Below are 21,415 nucleotides of genomic sequence, written 5' to 3'. Positions count from 1 at the left end.
GGAGGTGCTGCTGCTTCCCTAGAGACTGCTGACTGCTAAACGTTCGTGCGCGCGGGCCCGTGCCCAGCTCTCAGCATCCAGCACGGATTCCACCGTCAGCCGGGAAGAACCTGTGTGTTCGCTGAGGACGGCATCCACGGTGTCCACGATGTCCGTGAAGCGGATCCGCCCGCCGTGGAAGGCGGTGACGGCTTCCTCGTTGGCGGCATTGAAGACCGCGGGGAAGGTACTCCCCTGCTTCGCTGCGTCCTTGGCAAGGTCCACGGCGGGAAAGGCTGTTGCGTCCAGCGGCTCGAAGGTCCAGGTGGCTGCCTTGGTCCAGTCGCACGGCGCGGCGGCATTGGGTACCCGGCCCGGCCACCCAAGCCCCAGCGCGATGGGCAGCCGCATGTCCGGCGGGGAGGCCTGCGCAATGGTGGAGCCGTCCACGAACTGCACCATGGAGTGCACCACGGACTGGGGATGGACCACCACGTCGATCCGGTCCAGCGGAATGTCGAACAGGAGGTGGGCTTCGATGACTTCGAGTCCCTTGTTGACCAGGGTGGCGGAGTTGGTGGTGACCATCAGCCCCATGTCCCAGGTGGGGTGGGCGAGGGCTTCCTGCGGGGTGACCCCGTGCAGTTCTTCCCCGCTCCGGCCGCGGAAGGGCCCGCCGGAGGCGGTGAGTACCAGCTTGTCCACTTCCGCTGCGCTGCCCGAGCGCAGGCATTGGGCGATGGCGGAGTGCTCGGAGTCCACGGGAACAATCTGCCCGTCGCGCGCAGCAGCCTTTACCAGCGAACCGCCGACGATCAGCGATTCCTTGTTGGCCAGCGCCAGCGTGGCGCCGGACTTCAGCGCGGCAAGGGTGGGTGCAAGGCCGATGGAGCCGGTGATGCCGTTGAGCACAACATCCGCATCAAGCCCGGCGATCCGCGTGGAGGCATCCGGTCCGGCGATGATCTCCGGGCGGTAGCCGGAGCGGCCCGCTGCGGCGGCTGCTTCATCGATGAGCACGGCAAGCTCGCGTGGGTCTCCGGCGGCGATCCCGACGGCCGCCGCACCGGTGTGGACGGCCTGCCTGGCCAGGAGCGCGAGGTTGCCGCCTCCGGCGCTCAGGGCCACGACCTCGAAAAGATGCGGGGCGCCGTCGACGACGTCAATTGCCTGGGTGCCGATGGAACCGGTGGATCCGAGGATGGCGATTCTGCGTGGCTGCATGGGTTAAGTATCCCGCACCGTCGTGGTCCGGTGCGCCGCATCCTGCACGCCTTGACCCCGCCGCGGCCGGGCGTAACGTGGATTTCGTGGACTGGCTTTCCTGGTTCGATGCGGCGGACTACGAGTTCGCGCGTCAGGTGCTGCAGCGGGGGGTGGCCGCGCTGTTCTTCGTGGCGTTCCTGTCCTCGCTCAACCAGTTCCCGGCCCTGTTGGGTGAGCGTGGACTGCTGCCGGCCCCCGACTACCTGGCTGGTTTCAGCCGCCTGCGCCGGCCTACCCTGTTCCGTTGGGGCTACTCGGACGGCTTGCTGCGGGGCGTCTGTGCAACCGGGCTGGTGGTCTCGGCCCTCCTGGTAGCCGGCGTTCCTCAGCTGGGACCGCCATGGGTGCCCCTGATCGCTTTCCTGGCCCTGTGGCTGCTGTACATGTCCATCGTGAACGTGGGCCAGACGTTCTATGGCTTCGGCTGGGAGATGCTGCTGCTGGAGGCCGGATTCACCGTGGCCTTCCTGGGCTCGGACCAAACCGATCCGCCGCGGAGCATCCTGATCCTAATTGCGTGGCTGGTGTTCCGGCTCGAATTCGGTGCCGGGATGATCAAGATCCGCGGCGGCCGCGAATGGCGGGACCTCACCGCCCTCTACTACCACCACGAAACCCAGCCCATGCCGGGTCCGCTGAGCAGGCAGGCCCACCTGCTGCCCAAGCCGTTCCACCGGGTCGAAGTGGTTGGCAACCACTTCGCCCAGCTGGTGGTGCCGTTCCTGCTGTTTGCTCCCCAGCCGGTGGGCAGCGCCGCTGCAGCCATCATCATCGCCACCCAGCTCTGGCTGGTGGCGTCCGGGAACTTCGCCTGGCTGAACTGGATAGCGATTGTGCTGGCGTTCGCTGCGGTCAGCGATCCGGTGGCCCATGCTGTCCTGCCTGTGATCCCGCTGGACTGGCATCCCGGCACGCCGGAAACGCCCCTGTGGTGGCTGGCCTTCACGCTGACGGCCACGGCCCTGCTGCTGGCGCTGAGCTACCAGCCGCTGCGCAACCTGTTCTCGCGCCGCCAGTTGATGAACGCCAGTTTCAACCGCTGGCAGCTGGTCAACGCCTACGGCGCCTTCGGAACTGTGACCAAGGAACGGATTGAAATCGTGGTGTCGGGAACCCTCGACGATGACCCCGATGATTCCTCTGACTGGCGTGAATACGGGTTCAAGGGCAAGCCCGGTGACGTGCGCCGGGTACCCCGCCAGTGGGCGCCGTACCATTTGAGGCTGGACTGGCTGATGTGGTTCTTGCCGCTGCGGACCGTCCACGAGGAATGGTTCTATGCCTTCCTCGGCAAGCTGCTGGAAGCGGACCGCACCACCCTGCGGCTGCTCCGGCATGACCCGTTCGACGGCGGTGCGCCGCGCTGGGTGCGCGTGCGCCGGTACCACTACCGGTTCGCCACCCGGGCGGAGTTCCGGGCGTCCGGGAACCGCTGGATGCGAGCGTTCCTTTCGGAGCCCATCCCGCCCCTGTCGCTGCGGCGCTCGCAGGGACGGCAAGGCTAGCAGGGCAGCCGGCCGCCCGACCGGCCACGGACCGCCCCGGACGGTCAGGCTTTCTGGCCGGCCCGCCGGAGGATGGATTCGGCGTGCTTGAGGATGGGCCCGTCGATCATTTTCCCGTGATGCCGGAAAACGCCGGAGCCGGCCTCGGCGGCAGCGTCCAGCAGCTCTGCGGCAGCGGCGACGTCGGCATCGGACGGTGCGTAGGCTTCCTGCACCACGGCAGCCTGCGTGGGGTGGATACAGGCTTTGGAGCTGAATCCCGATGCGACGGCATCGGCCGCTTCGGCGGCCAACCCGTCGGTGTCGGGGATGTTGACATACACGGCGTCAACGGCCTGCTTGCCGAAGGCCCGGGCAGCCACCAGCACCGTTGACCGGGCGTGGAGGGCGACGGCCCGGTAGCCGCCGTCGTCCGTCCTGCTGGAGGTGCCGCCCAGGGTGGCGAGCAGGTCCTCGGCACCCCACATGAGCGCCACGACGTTGGGGGCGGCGGCAATGGCGGGAGCGTTCAGGACACCCAGTGCCGTTTCGCACAGGGCCACCACCTGGTACCCCTCCAGCGCCGCGAGCTGGTCCGCGCTTTCGGCTTTGGCCAGCATCACCGTCCTGTAGGGCGTGTGCGCCAGGCAGTGCAGGTCTTTTTCGAACTCTTCAGTGCCCGCAGGGTTGATCCTGATGATGGTGCGGCTGGGATCGAGCTCGGGTTCCTCGCCTGTCGAACCCACCTGGGCAAGGATGGCGCCCCGGGCGCGCTGCTTGTCCGCCGGGGCCACGGCGTCCTCGAGGTCAAGGATGACGGCGTCGGCGCGGGCGGCGGCTTTCCGGTACCGCTCGGGCCGGTCGGCGGGGCAGAAGAGGAGGGCGGGGCCCATCACAAAGGTCATACAGCCATTCTCCGATGATTTTTGGTGCCGGGCTTATTTTCCGTGTTGCGCCTCAGCGTGCGCGGCACGGGTCCACATCAGGCAGCTGCGGGTGGCCAGGGCCACCACGGTGCCGTCCTGGTTCCGGCCGGTATGTTCCATGGTGACGATTCCCTGCCCCGGCCGTGAGCCCGAGGGCCGTTTGCCGCTGATGACGGTCTCCGTGTAGAGCGTGTCCCCGTGGTACAGCGGGTGCGGGAAGGACACATCGGTCAGGCCCAGCTGCGCGATGATGGTTCCCTGGGTCAGCTGGGTGACGGACTGGCCCACCAGGGTGGCCAGCGTGAACATTGAGTTAACCAGGCGCTGGCCGAACGGTTGGGTGGCACTCCAGGCGGCGTCGAGGTGGAGGGCCTGGGTGTTCATGGTGAGGGTGGTGAACAGGACGTTGTCCGCTTCGGTCACCGTCCGGCCGGGACGGTGAGCGTAGACCACGCCCTCTTCCAATTCGTCGTAGTACAGCCCGCGCTGTTCAATAACCCGGGCCCCGGTGGCTGGGCCCGTCGAAACCTTGTCCGTCATACCGTCAGTTCCCGGTCTTCCTCGAAAAGGTCCGCGCCGGTGGCAGCGATGACATCCTCCACCGAGACGTTCGGCGCCAGTTCCTGCAGCACCAGGCGGGATCCGGAGCTGTCGCGGACCACGTCGATGACGGCCAGGTCCGTGATGATCCGGTCCACGCAGCCCTTGCCGGTCAGCGGCAGCGAACACTGCTGGACGATCTTCGGTTTGCCGTTCCGGTCCACGTGTTCCATCATCACGATCACCCGTTTGGCCCCGAACACCAGGTCCATGGCACCGCCCATGCCTTTGACCATCTTGCCCGGGATCATCCAGTTTGCGAGGTCCCCGTTGGCCGCAACTTCCATGGCACCCAGGACGGCGACATCCACGTGCCCGCCGCGGATCATGCCGAACGACGCCGCCGAATCGAAGAACGCAGCGCCCTTGTTGACCGTGACGGTTTCCTTGCCGGCGTTGATCAGGTCCGGATCGATGGCGTCTTCTGCCGGGTAGGGTCCGACGCCCAGGATGCCGTTTTCCGAGTGGAGCACCACTTCCACGCCGTCCGGAATGTAGTTGGGGATCAGCGTGGGCATGCCGATGCCGAGGTTCACGTATTGGCCGTTATGGAGTTCCTTGGCCACCCGGGCCGCCAGCTCATTGCGCGTCCAGCCCTTGCTGTCCGCCGGTGCCGTGGAACCGGCGGCTCCCGCGTGCGGCTGGGAAGCCGAGCGGCGGTACTCGTGGCGGACGGCTTCGGGCCGCGGTGCGTCGGGGCTGTTCGGTTCCGTGCCGGCGCTCTGTGCCCCGGTTTTCTGCATGTTCATGCTCCTGCCTCCCGGCTGATGGCAACAGTCCGCTTTTCGATGCGTTTTTCCGCGTCAGGAGCCAGTACCACCCGCTGCACGAAGATGCCGGGGGTGTGGATGTGTTCGGGGTCCAGTTCGCCGGGCTCCACGAGTTCCTCCACCTCGGCGATGGTGACCCTTCCTGCCATGGCGCAGAGCGGATTGAAGTTCATGGCCGTGGCGTGGAACACCAGGTTCCCGTGCCGGTCGCCCTTCCAGGCATGGACCAGGCCGAAGTCCGGGGTGAGGGCTTCCTCGAGCACATAGTCCACCCCGCCGAAGGGGCGGACCTCCTTGGGGGCTGAGGCGACCGCAATGCCGCCGTCGGCGTCGTATTTCTGCGGCAGGCCGCCGTCGGACACCTGGGTACCGACCCCCGCCTTGGTGTAGAAGGCGGGGATGCCCGCGCCGCCGGCCCGGAGTTTCTCGGCCAGGGTGCCCTGCGGGGTCAGCACCACTTCCAGTTCGCCGGCCAGGTATTGCCGGGCGAACTCCTTGTTCTCGCCCACGTAGGAGCTGATGGTGCGCCGGATCCTGCCGTCGCGGAGCAGGATGCCCAGCCCCCAGTCGTCCACGCCGCAGTTATTGCTGACGGTTTCCAGCCCTGACGTGCCGGCCCGGTGCAGGGCGTCAATGAGGGTGACCGGTATGCCGCAGAGGCCGAACCCGCCCACGGCCAGCGAGGAACCGTCCGGAATGTCCGCCACAGCCTCGTCGGCGCTTGCAACAACCTTGTCAATCATCATCGATCCTTTCAGGCCGGCTACAGTCCCGGGTGCAGCGAACCGGCCGCTACAGTCCCAGTTCGCGGGCGATCAGCATCAGCTGGACCTCCGTGGTGCCCTCCCCCACTTCAAGGATCTTGGAGTCGCGGTAGTGGCGGGCCACGGTGAACTCGTTGATGAAGCCATAGCCGCCGAATACCTGGGTGGCATCCCGCGCGTTGTCCATGGCCGCCTCACCTGCGACCATCTTAGCGATGGCCGCCTGGGTCTTGAACGGCTTGCCGGCCAACATCCTGGCGGCTGCGTCGTAATAGGCCAGGCGGGCCGTGTGGGCCCTCGCCTCCATGCGGGCGATCTTGAACGAGATTGCCTGGTACTTGCCGATTTCGTGGCCGAACGCCTTGCGTTCCCTGGCGTACCGGACCGACAGGTCAACGCAACCCTGGGCTGCTCCGGTGGCGAGGGCGGCGATGGCGATGCGGCCCTCATCAAGGATGGACAGGAAGTTGGCGTAGCCCCGGCCCTCCTCGCCCAGCAGGTTCGCTTCCGGCACCCGGACGTCCTTCAGGGTCAGCGGGTGCGTGTCCGAGGCGTTCCAGCCCACCTTGTTGTACGCCTTTTCTGCCTTGAAGCCGGGCGTGTCGGTGGGCACCAGGATGGTGGAGATTTCCTTCCGGACCGTGCCGTCCCCGCGGTCATGCTGCCCGGTAACTGCGGTGACCGTGACCAGCCTGGTGATGTCCGTCCCCGAGTTGGTGATGAATTCCTTGTTGCCGTTGATCACCCACTCGGTCTTGTCCCCCACGGACTCCCGGTGCGCGTGCGTCTTGGTCCCGCCGGCGTCCGAACCTGCCTCGGGTTCGGTCAGGCCGAACCCGGCGAGCGCCTGGCCCGAGGCCAGCTGGGGCAGCCATTGCTGCTTCTGTTCTTCGGTCCCGAAACGGTAGACCGGCATGGCTCCGAGGGAAACGCCTGCTTCCAGGGTGATGGCCACGGACTGGTCCACCCGCCCCAGCTGCTCCAGTGCCAGGGCGAGGGCGAAGTAGTCTCCGCCCATGCCGCCGTACTCTTCGGGGAACGGCAGGCCGAAGAGGCCCATGTCGGCCATCTGCTTGACCACTTCGTAGGGAAAGCTGTGTTCCTCGTCGTGCTTGGCGGACACCGGGGCCACCACGTTGTCCGCGAAGTCCCGGACGGTGTCGCTGAGGTCCTGGTATTCCTCGCTGAGTTCAAAGCCGGACATGTCTACTGGGCTCCTTCGCCGTTGGTGGTTTCACCGTTCGTGCTGTTGTCCCGGGTATTTTCGGAACGTGGTGCGGGATGGATGGTGGCCAGGACCTGGTCCGCCTTGACCAGGTCTCCGGGTTTGGCGGCCAGGTGAACGGTCCCGGCCAGCGGCGCCACCAGCTGGTGCTCCATCTTCATGGCCTCGACGGACGCGAGGACCTGGCCCGCCTCGACGGCGTCGCCGTCCTTGACCGGGACGGACACCACCGTGCCGGGCATCGGCGAGCGCACGGCAGGATCGGCATCGCCTTCGTCCCTTTGGATGGCTGCCCGGACCCGTTCCAGCCGCGCCTCCCGGGTCAGGACCTCCAGGCGGCAGGACCAGCCTCCGTTGCCGAGGTAGATGTGCGCCGGGGCTTCCGGCGCCGGTGCCACGGAGAAGCCGTGCACAGCGTCGTCCAGGGTCAGCTCCGCATGGCCTGGCCCGGAAAGGCGCAGCACCGCTGTGTGGCGCGTGCCGCCGTCGACCGTTACCTCAACCGGGCCGGATGCGGGGTCCCCGTAGAGAGCTATGGTGGCCACTCCGCCGTCGGGCGTTCCAAGGCTCACCCGGCGGGGTGCCGGTGCCCCCAGCCGCCAGCCGCTGCGTGCCTGCCACGGGCTTCCGCTGGAATTGCTCTCCCGGGTGGCGGACGCTGCCTTGGCGGACGCTGCCGTGACTGCCACGGAGGCGAGCGCCGCGGCCACGAGTTCAACCTCCCCCACCTGGCGGAACGCAAGGCCAGGCAGCTTCCGGGCGATCAGTCCTGTGTCGAGCCGGCCGGCCCGGACCTCGGGATCGTTGACCAGGAGCCGCAGGTATTCGACATTGGTGTCCACACCCAGTGCTGTGTACCCGGCGAGCGCCCGGTCCAGCGTGTCCAAAGCCTCGGCCCGGTCCGCTCCCCAGGCGATGACCTTGGACAGCATGGGATCGTAGCTGGAGGACAGCTGGAGCCCTTCCACCAGGGACGAGTCCACGCGGATCCGGCCGCCGGCATCACCGGGCAACTCGTCGAGCAGGTACACGGTTCCGGTGGACGGCAGGAAGTTCTTCTCCGGCACCTCGGCGTAGACGCGCGCCTCCACCGCATGGCCGGAAAGTTCGACGTCGGCCTGCCGGACGGTGAGTTCCGCGCCGGCGGCGATGCGCACCTGCCATTCCACGAGGTCCAGTCCGGTGACCATTTCGGTGACAGGGTGCTCCACCTGGAGGCGGGTGTTCATCTCCATGAAGAAGAACTCGTCCGGCGCGTCATCGGAGACCAGGAATTCCACGGTACCCGCGCCCGTGTAGTTGACGCTGCGCGCGGCGTTGCAGGCGGCCTCACCGATGCGGTCCCGGACGTCGGCCCCGTGGGGCAGGCCCTCGAGCAGCGGCGACGGTGCCTCCTCGATCACTTTCTGGTGCCTGCGCTGCAGGGAGCATTCGCGTTCGCCCAGGTGGATGACGTTGCCGTGGCTGTCCGCCAGCACCTGCACTTCGATATGGCGGGGGGTGGTGACCAGGCGTTCCAGGAATAGGGTGTCGTCACCGAAGGCGCTCGCGGCCACGCGCCGGGCGGTGGCCAGGACGGCCGGAAGGTCGCCGGGTTTCTCCACCACATGCATGCCCTTGCCGCCACCGCCGGCGGACGGCTTGATCAACAGGGGGAAGCCGACGGCGGGGGCTGCTTCGATCAGTTCCGCGTCAGTCATGCCGGGCCTGGCAACGCCGGGTACCACCGGGACGCCGTAGCCGGCCACATGGTTCTTGGAGCGGATCTTGTCGCCCATGATGTTGAGCGCTTCCACCCCGGGGCCCATGAACGCGATTCCCGCAGCGTCCAGGGCGCGGGCGAAGTCTGCATTTTCGCTGAGGAACCCGTAGCCCGGGTGCACGGCTTCGGCGCCGGACTCCCGGCACGCGGCAATGATGTTGCCGATTTTGAGGTAGCTTTCGGTGGCGGCGGCGGGGCCGATCCGCACGGCCGTGTCAGCCTCGCGCACGTGCCGGGCGCCGGCGTCGGCATCGCTGTACACGGCCACGGAGCGGATTCCCAGGGCACGCAGGGTTCGGATCACCCGGCAGGCGATCTCTCCCCGGTTCGCCACCAGGACGGTGCCGAACAACGGCTGGCCGGACGCCGGGGTGGCGTCGGCGGAAGTGGTGGCGGTGGAGGTCAATGAAGGCGTGGTCATGTGCCGGCTCACATCCTGAACAGGCCGAAGGAGGTCTCCGGCAGTGGCGTGCGGGAGACAACGTCCAGGGCAAGGCCCAGGACGGTCCGGGTGTCAGCGGGATCGATGACGGCGTCATCCCAGAGGCGGGCAGTGGAGTAGTAGGGGCTCCCCTGGTCCTCGTACTGCCGGCGGATGGGGGCTTTGAACTCTTCCTCATCCTGCGCCGGCCAGTCTTCCCCGGCGGCCTCGAACTGGTCGCGTTTGACCGTGGCCAGCACGCTGGCGGCCTGGTTCCCGCCCATCACCGAGATCCTTGCCGCGGGCCACATCCAGAGGAACCGCGGGGAATAGGCGCGGCCGCACATCGAGTAGTTTCCTGCGCCGAACGATCCGCCGATCACCACCGTCAGCTTGGGAACCCGCGCTGTGGCTACCGCCGTGACCATCTTGGCGCCGTTCCTGGCGATGCCGCCCTGCTCGGCGTCCCGGCCCACCATGAAGCCGGAAATGTTCTGCAGGAAGAGGAGTGGAATCCCCCGCTGGTCGCAAAGTTCGATGAAGTGTGCGCCCTTGAGCGAGGACTCGCTGAAAAGGACGCCGTTGTTCGCCACGATCCCTACGGGGTGCCCGTGGATCCTGGCGAACCCGGTAACCAGGGTGGTGCCGTAGTCCTTCTTGAACTCGTGGAACCTGCTGGCGTCCACCAGCCGGGCAATCACCTCGCCGACGTCGTACGGGGCGTTGACGTCCACGGGCACGGCACCGTAGATCCCCTCCGGGTCCTCGGCCGGCTCGACGGCGGGTTCCACCTGCCAGGCTGGCGCCGCAGCGGGCGGCAGGGTGGCCACGATGTCGCGAAGGATCTGCAGCGCGTGTTCGTCATTGTCGGCCAGGTGGTCCGTCACGCCGGAGATCCTGGAATGCACGTCACCGCCGCCCAACTCCTCGGCGGTGACGATCTCTCCGATTGCGGCCTTCACCAGGGGCGGCCCGCCCAGGAAGATGGTGCCCTGGTTCCGGACAATCACGGTTTCGTCACTCATTGCCGGGACGTAGGCGCCGCCCGCGGTGCAGGAGCCCATCACGGCGGCCAGCTGGGGGATCTTTGCCGCGGACAGGCGTGCCTGGTTGTAGAAGATCCGCCCGAAATGGTCCTTGTCCGGAAAGACCTCGTCCTGCCTGGGCAGGAACGCTCCGCCCGAGTCCACCAGGTAGATGCACGGCAGGTTGTTTTCGAGGGCGATTTCCTGGGCGCGGAGATGCTTCTTGACCGTCATGGGATAGTAGGTGCCGCCCTTGACGGTGGCGTCGTTGGAGATCACCAGCACCTGGCGGCCGTGCACCAGTCCGATGCCGGCAATCACGCCCGCGCCCGGTGCATCATCGTTGTACATTCCGTTGGCTGCCAGCGGAGCGATCTCAAGGAACGGGCTGCCGTCATCCAGCAGCTGGTCGATGCGCTCCCGCGGCAGGAGCTTGCCCCTGGCCACGTGCCGTTCACGCGACTTCTGCGGGCCTCCCAGGGCAGCGTCCGCCAGCCGTTTCCGGAGGTCCTCCACCAGTTGCAGCTGCGCATTCCTGTTGGCGGCGAAAGCCCCGCTTGAGGGGTCCAGCCTGCTGGCAAGGGTCTCCATCGACGCTTCCTGTTCTCTCATTCGGCGGGCAAATCCGGTGGCAAAGGTCAGTGGGCAAGGCCACCAAACAACGGACTCGGTTAGTGCCCAGTAACTGAAATTCAGGTTAGTCTCTATTAACTGTGATGTCCAACACAGGCGGCAGCCTTGTTAGACTCTGCGGGTTTGAGGAGGAAATGTGCCCACAACCGATGAAGCCAACAGCACCGGGACTGACGCCCCCGCCGCCCGGCCCGCCGGCGCAACCCAGCGCAGCAAAGCCAAGGAAGACCGCCGCCAGGCCCTGCTTGCCGCGGCCGCTTCGCTGTTCGCCGTCAACGGGTTCAAGAGCGTTTCCCTCGAAGACCTCGGAGCGGCGGCGGGGGTCAGCGGACCGGCCGTCTACCGGCACTTCCCCGGCAAGCAGGCTGTCCTGGCGGACCTGCTGGCCACCGTCAGCCGGGAGCTGCTGGACGGCGGGCGGAAGGTGGTCGCAGAGAACGCGGATCCGCGCCTGGCCCTGCGCCGCCTCGTGGAGTTCCAGGTGGACTTCGCCCTCGGCAAACCCGAGGTGATCCGCGTGCAGGACCGGGACCTCAGCAACCTCTCCGAACAGGACCAGTCAGCCGTGCGGGCGCTGCAGCGCAGCTACGTGGAGGTGTGGGTGGATGTCCTGTCCAGGCTCCACCCCGGCACGGACGCCGCCGAACTCCGGACCCGGGCGCACGCCACGTTCGGGCTGATCAACTCCACCCCGCACTCGGTCCGGAGCCACGGCCGCCGGATGGCGGCCGCAGCCCGGCCGCTGCTCGAGGAGATGGCGCTCGCCGCACTGACGGTGGACAGCCCGCAAACGCGCTGACGTCCTGGTTCCGGGCGGAGTCAGACCATTGTCAGGACCATTCCCGGCTCTGCCAGGACTGCCCCGACGTCGGCCAGGAACCGGGAGCCCTGCTCACCGTCCACCAGGCGGTGGTCGAAGGACAGGCTCAGGGTCATCACCTGCCGCAGGGCCACCTCACCGCGGTACTCCCACGGCATGGACCGCACGGCACCCAATGCCAGGATGGCGGCTTCGCCGGGGTTGAGGATGGGCGTCCCGGCATCGATGCCGAAAACGCCGATGTTGGTGATGGACATGGTTCCGCCGGACAGGTCTGACGGCGCCGTTTTCCCGGACCGCGCGGTGTCCGCCAGCACCGCCAGCGCCTCCGCCAGCTGCTCCAGGGTCAGCGAGTGCGCATCCTTGATGTTCGGCACCGTCAGTCCCCGCGGGGTGGCAGCCGCGACGCCCAGGTTCACGTAGTTGAAAGTAACGATCTCCTGGTTCGCCTCATCCCAGCGGGAGTTCAGCGACGGATGGCGGCGCAGCGCGATCAGCACCGCCTTGGCGGCGAGTGTCAGAGGTGTCAGCTTGAGCCCGGCGAACGCCCGGGTCCCCCGCAGTTTCGCCAGCAGCTCCATGGTGGGGGTGACGTCCACGGTGAGGAACTCGGTGGCGTGCGGGGCGGTGAAAGCGCTGGAGACCATCGCGGCGGCCGTGTGCTTGCGGACGCCCTTGATGGGCGTCCGGGTTTCCCGCTCTCCCCCGTCCCCCGCAGGCGCCTGGCCGGCGGGCGCGTCGGGCTGCCCGGCACTGCCCTGCCGCAGGAACTCCCGGACGTCCTCGCGCGTGATCAGGCCTTCCGGGCCGGTGCCGGGAACCACCGCCAGGTCAACACCGAGGTCCCTGGCCAGCTTGCGGACCGGAGGCGTGGAGCGCGGCCGGTCGCCGGAGGGTACGCCCGCCCGGGCCTCCCTAACCATGGTTTCGGCAGGCTCAACCACCGGGGACCCGGCATCGGCAGGCTCAACCACCGGGGACCCGGCATCGGCAGGCTCAACCACCGGGGACCCGGCATCGGCGGGCTCAACCACCGGGGCAAAGATCCGTGGGCGGCGCGCGGGCCGGCCGGAGCTTTCGACGACGGCACCGTACCCCACCAGGTTGGGTTCCCGTTTGGGAGCCGCCGGTTCCTCTCCCGCCGCCGCCTGCCCGGCTGGCGTAACGCCCTGCGACGGTGCGGCGTGCCCCGCCGGTGCCGGCCCGGCGTCGTCCGCTACCTCGAAGGAGACGATGGGCTTGCCCACCTCAACAACCGTCCCTGGCTGCTCATGCAGTTCCCTGATGACGCCGGCGAAAGGGGACGGCAACTCCACCACCGCCTTGGCTGTCTCCACCTCGGCAATGACCTGGTTCAGGCTGACGGTGTCACCCACGGCCACTTTCCAGCTGAGGATTTCTGACTCGGTGAGCCCTTCCCCGAGGTCGGGAAGCCGGAATTCCTTGATCATGGTGACGCTCATCCTTCCAGCCCGCTCAGTGAATTCGGCCGCCCCAGTGCACGGTCCACGCCATCGAGGATCCGATCCAGGCCCGGCAGGTGGTGCATCTCGAGTTTCGAATAGGGGTACGGGATGTCGAAGCCGGTAACCCTGACGGGTGCGGCTTCCAGGTGGTAGAAGCACCGCTCGGTGATGCTGGCGGCCACCTCGGCCCCCAGCCCGCCGGACTGCCCGGCCTCGTGCGTGATCACCAGGCGGCCGGTCTTCCGGACCGAAGCCACCACGGTGCCGTAGTCCACCGGTGACAGCGAGCGCAGGTCGATGACCTGGATGGAGATGCCTTCGTCGGCAGCAGCCGAGGCGGCGTCCAGGGCGGTCTTCACCAGCGGGCCATAAGCCACGAGGGTGACGTCGGTTCCGTCGGTCAGGACCCTGGCCTGGCCCATTGGAACTGCAGCGTCCAGTCCGGCGGCCTCATCCACCTCGCCCTTGTCGTGATACCGCCGCTTCGGCTCGAAGTAGAGAACGGGGTCGTCGCTGGCGATAGCCTGCTGGATCACCGTGTGCGCGTCCTGGGGGTTCGAAACGGTGACCACCCGCAGTCCGGAGGTGTGCGTGAAGTAGGCTTCCGGCGACTCGGAGTGGTGCTCCGGCGAGCCGATGCCGCCGCCGAACGGCACCCGGATGGTGATGGGCATTTTCACTGCGCCGCGGGTGCGGTAATGCAGCTTGGCCACCTGGCTGACAATCTGGTCGAACGCGGGATAGATGAACCCGTCGAACTGGATTTCCACCACGGGGCGGTAGCCGCGGTAGGCAAGGCCGACGGCGGCACCCACGATGGCGGATTCGGCCAGGGGCGTGTCCACCACGCGGTGCTTGCCGAAGTCCTTCTGCAGTCCGTCGGTCACCCGGAACACGCCGCCGAGGGTGCCGATGTCCTCACCGAGAAGGACAACCTTGGGGTCATGGTCGAGCGACTTGCGCAGTCCCGCATTGATGGCGCGGGCAAAGGTCATGGAAGTCATCAGCGTGCACCTTCTCCTGAAACGGCACCTGCGGAGTCCCCGAAAGAGGCCAGGTAACGGGCGTAGTGGTCCTGCTGGCGGTCCAGCCACGAGTTCGGTGCGCTGTAGACGTGCTTGAAAACGTCCATGGGCTGCGGGTCCGGCATGGTGGTGCAGCCTTTCCGCATCTCGCGGGCCACGGCATCCGCGCTGTTCCTGACGTGTTCCTGCAGTTCGTCGGTCAGGAGCCCCTTGCGTTCCAGCAGCGCCGCCACCCGGCTGATCGGGTCCTTGGCGGCCCAGTCCTCCAGTTCGTTGGCGTCGCGGTACCGGGTGGGGTCGTCAGCGGTGGTGTGCGGCCCCATCCGGTAGGTGACGGCTTCGATGAAGGTGGGCCCGCCGCCGCGCCGCGCCCGGTCGAGGGCAACGCGAGTGGCCGCCATGACGGCCAGGACGTCGTTACCGTCCACCCGCAGGCTGGGGATCCCGAAGCCGGCAGCGCGGTCCGCGAGCTGGATGTGCGACTGGAGCCGGACCGGTTCCGAAATGGCCCAGTGGTTGTTGGTGCAAAAAAACACTACGGGAGCCTGGAAGCTGGCCGCGAAGACCAGGGCTTCATTGACATCGCCCTCGCTCGTCGCGCCGTCACCGAAATAGGTGACGGCCACGGAATCTGCGCCGTCGTTCTGGATGCCCATGGCGTAGCCGGTGGCATGCAGGGTCTGGGCGCCGATGATGATCTGGGGCGTTGCCATGTTGATGGCGTACGGATCCCAGCCGCCGGAGGCGTTGCCGCGCCACACCCGCAGGAGGTCTGTGAGGTCCACGCCGCGGCAGTAGGCCACACCGTTTTCACGGTAGCTGGAGAAGACGAAATCGTCGCTGCGCAGCGACCTGCCGGATCCTATTTGTGCCGCTTCCTGCCCCAGCAGAGGGGGCCACAGGGCGAGTTCGCCCTGGCGCTGGAGAGCCGTTGCCTCGACATCGATGCGCCGGATGACGGTCATGTCCTCGAATAGCGAGCAAAGGTGTTCGTCCGTGATGTCCTGCACCCAGAGATCGAATTCGGGATGGCTCACCCGCTCCCCCGACGGTGTGATCAGCTGGACCAGCCCTTGTACCGGAACGCCGGATGACCCCGGCTCCTGAAATTCCCCGGCGCCCTCATGGGCTTGTGCGCCGCCCTGGCCCGTTTTGTCTGTAGACACGATAGCCCCGCAACTTCTGTCGTCGGTGACCTGCGGAGCCGGGACTTGTGGTCCTGCAAACCGCGGCCTTCCGGGCCCCTTCGCCCGAATACTGTGACCCTACTCACAATGCTCAGGGGGTACAACCACCGGGGCATTTATTGAGCAGAATGCCCTAAGGCAGTGGTCTGCACCGTGCTACCGTTGCGCATTATGCAAGCTCTGGATGGCACTGACACCCGCCTGCTTTCGGCACTGGCCCAGGACCCCAGGAGGACCGTGGTGGCCCTCGCGCAGAAACTGGGACTGTCCAGGAACACTGTGCAGGCGCGGATGGCCCAGCTCGAAAAGAAGCACGTCTTCCTGTCCTTCGAACGCAGGATCAATACTGCCGCCCTGGGGTACCCGCTGATGGCTTTCATTTCCGTCCACGTCCAGCAGCAGAAGCTCACCCGGCTGGCACAGGATTTGGCGGCCATCCCGGAGATCCTGGAGGGCTACGGCCTGACCGGGTCCGCAGACCTGCTGCTGCGCGTAGTGGCCCAGGATGCCGAGGACCTTTTCCGCATCAACGGCAAAATCCTCGCGTGCGATGGCGTGGAACGGGCGGACACTGCGCTGGCCATGGGCGAGCTCATCCCTTTCCGCGTGCAGCCGCTGCTCGAGCGGGGTCCGCAGGGAAGCTGACCCTCTGTATGGCCGGAGTGGCCTGAAGCATATGGCCGGCGCGGGCTGAGCCGGCGGCACGGGTTATAGGCTTGTGGCAGTTATCCGTGCGGAGCCTGAACAGGCCCGCACCAGGCGGTGCCAGGCACCACATCCGGAAAGGCTCCACTTTGAGCAATCCCCAGGAACCGTACCAGCCCGGACACCCAGGCTCCGGGCAGCTGCCACAGCCGCCGCAGCAGCCTCCCGCCGGATACCCCGGCGCCACCCCGAATCCCCCGTACGGCCAGCCGCAGCAGGGCAGCCCGTCTCCAGGCGCCCAACCCGCCGGAAACCCGAACAACCCGTACGCCCAGCAACAACCGGAGCAGTACCGGGGCGCAGGTCCGTTCGGGCTCCCCGGCGGAGAACCGCCGGCAAGGAAGCGGCCCCGGCTGTGGATCATCCTGACGGCCATCGGCGGCGTGCTGCTCCTTGTGGTGGTGGGCATCGTCATCCTGGTCAATGTGGCCGGCAGCGCCACCAACCACGCCAAAGACCTGGCTGACGGTTTCACCAAGCTCGTCATTGCCGGAGACAGCTCCAAAGCGTACGACGACTACCTGGACCCGGCACTGCAGGAGCAGCTGTCCAAGGAAGCCTTCATCTCCGGCGTCGAGAGCCTGAAAATGGACGGAACCTGCTCGCCCGCCTACAACAGCATGCAGGTTGCCACCGAGAACGGCGTCAAGTCGGCGGACGTGGGAGGGGTCATCACCTGCGAGGGTAAGAAGGTTGACCTGGCCTACCGGTTCGAGGGCACGGACGAGCTGAAGATGACGAACATCAAGCTGCGCCCGGCCGCCTAGCAACGCAACCCAAAGGCCCCCGCCACCATGGACAGTCCACGTTGGCGGGGGCCTTTTGCGTGCCCGTTTCCGGACAGGGCGTTAGTGGTCGGCTACGGCGTTAGTGGTCGACTGCCTTTTCGGCACCAACACCGGTGAGGGAGCGGACCTCCATCTCGGCCTGCTTGGCCGGATCCTCCCGCTTCTTGTCCAGCACCGTACCGAGCCAGCCGAGGAAGAACGCCAGCGGGATGGAAACGATGCCGGGGTTGCTGAGCGGGAAGATGGCGAAGTGTGCGTCCTTGATCATCGAGGTGGCCCCGCCGGAGACCACCGGCGAGAAGATGATCAGGATGATGGCTGCACCGAGTCCGCCGTACATGCTCCACACTGCGCCCTGGGTGGTGAACCGCCGCCAGAACAGTGAGTAGATGATGGTGGGCAGGTTGGCTGAGGCAGCAACGGCGAAGGCCAGCGCCACCAGGAACGCCACGTTCTGGCCATTGGCCAGGATGCCGCCAAGGATGGCCAGGATGCCGATCACCACCACCGTGCGGCGGGCCACCCGGACCTCCGTTGCGGCGTCCGCCTTGCCCTTGGCGATCACGTTGGCGTAGATGTCATGGGCGAACGAGGCGGCTGCGGTGATGGTCAAGCCGGCCACCACTGCCAAGATGGTGGCAAACGCCACGGCGGAGATGAAGCCCAGCAGCAGCGGGCCGCCGAGGTGGAAGGCCAGCAGCGGAGCCGCAGCGTTCACGCCGCCGGGAGCGGACTTGATGGTGTCGGCACCCACCAGTGCAGCAGCACCGTAGCCGAGGACCAGGGTGAACAGGTAGAACAGGCCGATCAGCCAAATGGACCAGACCACCGATTTGCGGGCTTCCTTGGCCGTGGGGACCGTGTAGAAGCGCATCAGGACGTGGGGCAGGGCCGCTGTGCCCAGGACCAGGGCGAGGCCCAGGGACATGAAGTCCAGCTTGGAGGTTTCGCTCTTGCCGTACTGCAGGCCCGGGTTGAGGACCGCCGGGTTGTTGGCCGTTTCCACGGCACCGCCCAGGAGCGCCGAAAGGTTGAACCCGTAGATGGCCAGGACCCAGAGCGTCATGACGGCGGCACCGGCGATCAGCAGGATGGCTTTGATGATCTGCACCCACGTGGTGCCCTTCATGCCGCCGATGAGGACGTACATGATCATGAGCGCGCCGACCACGATGATCACCAAGGCCTGTCCGCCCCAGTCGCTGATGCCCAGCAGCAGGGAGATCAGGCTGCCGGCTCCGGCCATCTGGGCCAGGAGGTAGAAGAAGCAGACAGCCAGGGTGGAGATGGCGGCGGCGATGCGGACGGGCCGCTGCTTGAGCCGGAACGACAGCACGTCGGCCATGGTGAACTTGCCGGTGTTGCGGAGCAGCTCAGCCACCAGGAGCAGCGCCACCAGCCACGCCACCAGGAATCCGATGGAGTACATGAAGCCGTCATACCCGTTGATGGCGATGGCGCCGGTGATGCCCAGGAACGAAGCTGCGGAAAGGTAGTCGCCGGCGATGGCGGTGCCGTTCTGCGATCCCGTGAAGGAGCGGCCGGCGGCGTAGTAGTCGGCGGCGGTCTTGTTGTTCCGGCTGGCACGGAACACGATCACCATGGTGACGGCCACGAACAGGCCGAAAATGCCCATGTTCAGCAGGGTGGTGTCCTTGAGCGCGGCCACGTCCACTGCGGTTGCGATAGTAATCATTTGTTGGCTCCACCCACCCGGTTGCCGTGCTTGTCGAACTCATGGCCCTCGATCTCGTTCCGGATCTCAGAGGCGATGGGGTCCAGCTTCCTGTTGGAGTAACTGACGTACCATCCGGTGATCGCGAAGGTGGAGACGAACTGGAGCAGGCCCAGGATCAGGCCGATGTTGATGTTTCCCCAGACTTTGGTGGACATGAAGCCCACCGCGTAGTCCGCGAGCAGGACGTAGGCGAAGTACCACAGCAGGAAGGCCACTGCCATGGGGAAAACAAAGCTGCGGTGGCGCTTGCGCAGTTCCTGGAACTGCTCGGTCGACTGGACCTGTTCAAAGTCGACGGACGCCGCAGCGTCCGGACTTTGGGCATCGTTACCCATGGTTCCTCCTCATTGAGACATGCCGGTACACACTGGACGGCAGGCCCGGATGAGGAAACGCCGCTGGTGTGACAGCAATCACTCTGCTGTGTCACGGCAGCCACATCCAGCCCCTCCGGCGCTGTGGTCGCTCAACGGTCGGGATGCTGCGACAAACGGCACCCGCAGCTACGCTGGGCCCATGCCGGACTCCCCCCTCCTGACCGCCGCCGCTGTGGCCGTGATCGCCCTGGCCATCGCCGTCGTCGTCGGCGTGGGACTGAAGGTGCTCCGCTCCTTCCGCGACCTGGGCACGGACGCCGAGCGCGCCACCTACCACACCCTGCACGCAGCCTCGCAGGCAGGCCAGCACCTGCGCCGCGGCCTCAACCCCGCCGGCGCATCGAAGGCAAGCCGCCACCTCCGTACGCTGCTTGGCTGTGACGCGCTGGCCATCACAGACACCTCGGGCGTGCTCGCCTGGGACGGGGCGGCTGAGGACCTGAAGCCGCGGCTGATGGAACTGGCCGCTGAGGTCCTGGGCAGCGGGCGGACGGTTGTACTGTCACCGGGCCCGGACGGGACAGGCGGCACCCTGGCGGGTGTCATAGCACCGGTGCGGGCCGGCTCACGCGTGGTGGGCGCCGTCGCCGCCTTCGCGTCGTCGGCCGGGTCCGGTTTGGTGCGGGCCGCGGGCGAGGTGGCGGACTGGGTGGCCGTGCAGGTGGAGCTGGCCGAGCTGGATGCTTCGCGGACCCAGCTGATGGAAGCCGAGGTGCGGGCACTGCGCGCCCAGATCAGCCCTCATTTCATCTACAACTCGCTCAACGCCATCGCGTCCTTCATCAACACCGATCCCGCCCGGGCACGGGAGCTGGTGGTGGAGTTCGCCGATTTCACCCGCTATTCCTTCCGCCGGCACGGCGATTTCACCACCCTGGCCGAGGAACTGCGCTGCATCGACCGGTACCTCCTGCTGGAGCGGGCCCGCTTCGGCGAGCGCGTGCAGGTCAGCCTCCGGGTGGCGCCGGAGGTCCTGAGCACCGTCATCCCGTTCCTCAGCCTGCAGCCGCTGGTGGAGAACGCGGTCCGGCACGGCCTCGAAGCGAAGGAAGGGCCCGGGCACATCACCATCACGGCCGACGACGCCGGCGCCTACGCCCAGGTGACCATCGAGGACGACGGCGTGGGGATGGACCCGGAGCAGCTGCAGTCGATGCTCGCGGGACATATCGACGGCGAGCACGTGGGCCTGCGGAACGTCGACGCCCGCCTCCGGCAGGTCTACGGCGACGCCCACGGGCTGGTCATCGAGACGGCACCGGGCGAGGGGACCCTCATCACCATGAAGGTGCCCAAATCCCAGCCCGGCCATGACGCCTGATTCCCGGCGCTGGCCTGCTGCGCGCCTGCGGAAAGCTACCCTTGGAGCATGATTAACGTCCTCGTCGTTGATGATGAGCTGCCAGCAGTGGAAGAACTCGCCTTCCTGCTGGGCCGGGACGAGCGGATCGGCAAGGTCCTGCGGGCAACCTCCGGCAGCGAAGCCCTCCGCGCCCTGGCGTCCGCGCAGGTGGACGCGGTCTTCCTGGACATCCACATGCCTGCCGTCTCCGGGCTGGAGATCGCCCGGGCCATTGCCGCCGGCAGCCATCCACCCGCGGTGGTCTTCGTGACCGCTGACGAGGACCACGCCTTGGCGGCCTTCGAACTGGCCGCCGTTGACTACCTCCTCAAACCCATCCGGGCCGAACGGCTGGCACGCTCCGTGGGCCGGATCAGCGAACTGCGCGACGGCGGCGGCGCGCCGGAGATGATCACCGTGGACCAGGGCGGCACCACCAGGATGATTCGGCGCGACGACGTCACGTACGTACAGGCGCAGGGAGACTACGCGCGGCTCCACACCGCCGACGCCAGCTACCTGATCAGGGTTCCGCTGGCCGACCTGGAACAGCAGTGGGCCGACGCCGGGTTCATCAGGACGCACCGCTCATACCTGGTGGCCCTCAAGCACATCTCCTCCATGAAGCTTGCGGCAGACGGCCCCCGGGTCACCGTGGCCGGGGCCGGGCTTCCCATCAGCCGCCGGCACCTGCCCACCGTGCGGGAGCGGCTGCAGGCAAACCGGATCAGGCCAAACGCATGACCAGGGTACGGGTGACGGCCCCTGCCGCGGCCGCCCGCCCCGTCACGGAATCCAGCGAAGCGGCGCAGGAATCCGATGTGGGGCAGGTGTTCGTGCGGTCCCTCATCAGGTCGCAGCTTCGCCTGGCCCTGGTGGTGGCCGGCGGGTTCCTGGTGATCCTCGGCGCTTTCCCCCTTCTGCTGGCCGCCGTGCCCGGCCTGTCCGAGACGACGGTTGCCGGCATCCCCTTCGACTGGATCCTGCTGGGCGTGGGAATCTACCCGGTGATCGGCCTCAGCGCCTGGCTGTACACCCGGACGGCTGCACGCAACGAGGCCCGCTACCGGGACCTGGCCGGTGACGCGTGATCCCCGCGGGCACCAGGTGAA

20 protein-coding genes are annotated in these 21,415 nt (G+C 67.2%); 7 read left to right on the top strand and 13 right to left on the bottom strand.

The window, feature by feature from the left end:
* Positions 1–18: 18 nt before the first annotated feature.
* The gene (gene dxr / locus ACHL_RS07100; RefSeq protein WP_015936624.1) at positions 19–1,203 is read right to left on the bottom strand and encodes a 1-deoxy-D-xylulose-5-phosphate reductoisomerase; all 1,185 of its coding nucleotides are present in this window, start codon (positions 1,201–1,203) and stop codon (positions 19–21) included.
* Between the two features lie 86 nt (positions 1,204–1,289).
* Here dxr and ACHL_RS07095 point away from each other — a divergent pair, with 86 nt between their 5' ends.
* Positions 1,290–2,750: a lipase maturation factor family protein gene (locus ACHL_RS07095; protein WP_043793856.1), complete on the top strand. Its 1,461-nt coding sequence runs from the start codon at positions 1,290–1,292 to the stop codon at positions 2,748–2,750.
* 44 nt (positions 2,751–2,794) lie between these two features.
* Here the strand turns inward: ACHL_RS07095 and ACHL_RS07090 are convergent, their stop codons facing one another.
* Genes ACHL_RS07090 through ACHL_RS07060 form a run of 7 tightly spaced genes read right to left on the bottom strand, consistent with a single transcriptional unit; the run spans position 2,795 to position 10,813 of the window.
* The gene (locus ACHL_RS07090; RefSeq protein WP_015936622.1) at positions 2,795–3,634 is read right to left on the bottom strand and encodes an HpcH/HpaI aldolase/citrate lyase family protein; all 840 of its coding nucleotides are present in this window, start codon (positions 3,632–3,634) and stop codon (positions 2,795–2,797) included.
* 33 nt (positions 3,635–3,667) lie between these two features.
* Positions 3,668–4,195: a MaoC family dehydratase gene (locus ACHL_RS07085; protein ID WP_015936621.1), complete on the bottom strand. Its 528-nt coding sequence runs from the start codon at positions 4,193–4,195 to the stop codon at positions 3,668–3,670.
* Positions 4,192–4,998: a CoA transferase subunit B gene (locus ACHL_RS07080; RefSeq protein WP_015936620.1), complete on the bottom strand. Its 807-nt coding sequence runs from the start codon at positions 4,996–4,998 to the stop codon at positions 4,192–4,194. The genes ACHL_RS07085 and ACHL_RS07080 overlap by 4 nt, the downstream gene beginning before the upstream one ends.
* Before the next feature lie 2 nt (positions 4,999–5,000).
* A complete protein-coding gene (locus ACHL_RS07075) occupies positions 5,001–5,768 on the bottom strand; it encodes a CoA transferase subunit A (protein ID WP_015936619.1) in 768 nt (255 codons plus the stop codon).
* A 49-nt stretch (positions 5,769–5,817) separates the two neighbouring features.
* Positions 5,818–6,993: an acyl-CoA dehydrogenase family protein gene (locus ACHL_RS07070; RefSeq protein ID WP_015936618.1), complete on the bottom strand. Its 1,176-nt coding sequence runs from the start codon at positions 6,991–6,993 to the stop codon at positions 5,818–5,820.
* 2 nt (positions 6,994–6,995) lie between these two features.
* The gene (locus tag ACHL_RS07065) at positions 6,996–9,197 is read right to left on the bottom strand and encodes an ATP-binding protein (protein ID WP_015936617.1); all 2,202 of its coding nucleotides are present in this window, start codon (positions 9,195–9,197) and stop codon (positions 6,996–6,998) included.
* Between the two features lie 8 nt (positions 9,198–9,205).
* The gene (locus ACHL_RS07060; RefSeq protein WP_015936616.1) at positions 9,206–10,813 is read right to left on the bottom strand and encodes a carboxyl transferase domain-containing protein; all 1,608 of its coding nucleotides are present in this window, start codon (positions 10,811–10,813) and stop codon (positions 9,206–9,208) included.
* A gap of 178 nt (positions 10,814–10,991) precedes the next feature.
* Here ACHL_RS07060 and ACHL_RS07055 point away from each other — a divergent pair, with 178 nt between their 5' ends.
* Entirely contained in the window at positions 10,992–11,654 is a 663-nt protein-coding gene (locus tag ACHL_RS07055) for an SACE_7040 family transcriptional regulator (RefSeq protein WP_015936615.1), read from the top strand.
* A gap of 20 nt (positions 11,655–11,674) precedes the next feature.
* Here the strand turns inward: ACHL_RS07055 and ACHL_RS07050 are convergent, their stop codons facing one another.
* From ACHL_RS07050 to pdhA, 3 genes are read right to left on the bottom strand one after another with little or no spacing between them, the layout of a single operon-like run.
* On the bottom strand, positions 11,675–13,126 hold the full coding sequence (locus tag ACHL_RS07050) for a dihydrolipoamide acetyltransferase family protein (RefSeq protein WP_015936614.1): 1,452 nt from the start codon (positions 13,124–13,126) through the stop codon (positions 11,675–11,677).
* Positions 13,127–13,134: 8 nt separating this feature from the next.
* A complete protein-coding gene (locus tag ACHL_RS07045; protein WP_015936613.1) occupies positions 13,135–14,145 on the bottom strand; it encodes an alpha-ketoacid dehydrogenase subunit beta in 1,011 nt (336 codons plus the stop codon).
* On the bottom strand, positions 14,145–15,332 hold the full coding sequence (pdhA, locus tag ACHL_RS07040; RefSeq protein ID WP_015936612.1) for a pyruvate dehydrogenase (acetyl-transferring) E1 component subunit alpha: 1,188 nt from the start codon (positions 15,330–15,332) through the stop codon (positions 14,145–14,147). Before pdhA ends, ACHL_RS07045 begins: the two co-directional genes overlap by 1 nt.
* A gap of 192 nt (positions 15,333–15,524) precedes the next feature.
* Here pdhA and ACHL_RS07035 point away from each other — a divergent pair, with 192 nt between their 5' ends.
* Positions 15,525–15,998 carry an Lrp/AsnC family transcriptional regulator gene (locus tag ACHL_RS07035; RefSeq protein WP_015936611.1) on the top strand — a complete coding sequence of 158 codons (474 nt, stop codon included), beginning with the start codon at positions 15,525–15,527 and terminating at the stop codon, positions 15,996–15,998.
* Positions 15,999–16,147: 149 nt separating this feature from the next.
* Positions 16,148–16,825: a hypothetical protein gene (locus ACHL_RS07030; protein ID WP_015936610.1), complete on the top strand. Its 678-nt coding sequence runs from the start codon at positions 16,148–16,150 to the stop codon at positions 16,823–16,825.
* Positions 16,826–16,925: 100 nt separating this feature from the next.
* Here ACHL_RS07030 and ACHL_RS07025 read toward each other — a convergent pair whose 3' ends face one another.
* Both ACHL_RS07025 and ACHL_RS07020 read right to left on the bottom strand, forming a co-directional pair.
* Entirely contained in the window at positions 16,926–18,542 is a 1,617-nt protein-coding gene (locus ACHL_RS07025) for a solute symporter family protein (protein ID WP_015936609.1), read from the bottom strand.
* A complete protein-coding gene (locus ACHL_RS07020) occupies positions 18,539–18,919 on the bottom strand; it encodes a DUF485 domain-containing protein (protein WP_015936608.1) in 381 nt (126 codons plus the stop codon). The genes ACHL_RS07025 and ACHL_RS07020 overlap by 4 nt, the downstream gene beginning before the upstream one ends.
* A gap of 181 nt (positions 18,920–19,100) precedes the next feature.
* Here ACHL_RS07020 and ACHL_RS07015 point away from each other — a divergent pair, with 181 nt between their 5' ends.
* From ACHL_RS07015 to ACHL_RS07005, 3 genes are read left to right on the top strand one after another with little or no spacing between them, the layout of a single operon-like run.
* Positions 19,101–20,282 (top strand): sensor histidine kinase, encoded by a 1,182-nt coding sequence (locus ACHL_RS07015; RefSeq protein ID WP_015936607.1) that lies wholly within the window; start codon positions 19,101–19,103, stop codon positions 20,280–20,282.
* A gap of 48 nt (positions 20,283–20,330) precedes the next feature.
* On the top strand, positions 20,331–21,047 hold the full coding sequence (locus ACHL_RS07010) for a LytR/AlgR family response regulator transcription factor (protein WP_015936606.1): 717 nt from the start codon (positions 20,331–20,333) through the stop codon (positions 21,045–21,047).
* On the top strand, positions 21,044–21,394 hold the full coding sequence (locus tag ACHL_RS07005; RefSeq protein WP_015936605.1) for a DUF485 domain-containing protein: 351 nt from the start codon (positions 21,044–21,046) through the stop codon (positions 21,392–21,394). The genes ACHL_RS07010 and ACHL_RS07005 overlap by 4 nt, the downstream gene beginning before the upstream one ends.
* The last annotated feature ends 21 nt before the right edge of the window (positions 21,395–21,415 follow it).

Source organism: Pseudarthrobacter chlorophenolicus A6 (genome assembly GCF_000022025.1).
Lineage (GTDB): Bacteria > Actinomycetota > Actinomycetes > Actinomycetales > Micrococcaceae > Arthrobacter > Arthrobacter chlorophenolicus.
Note: the sequence above shows the minus strand (reverse complement) of the source record. Positions and strands in the feature narration are given on the sequence as shown.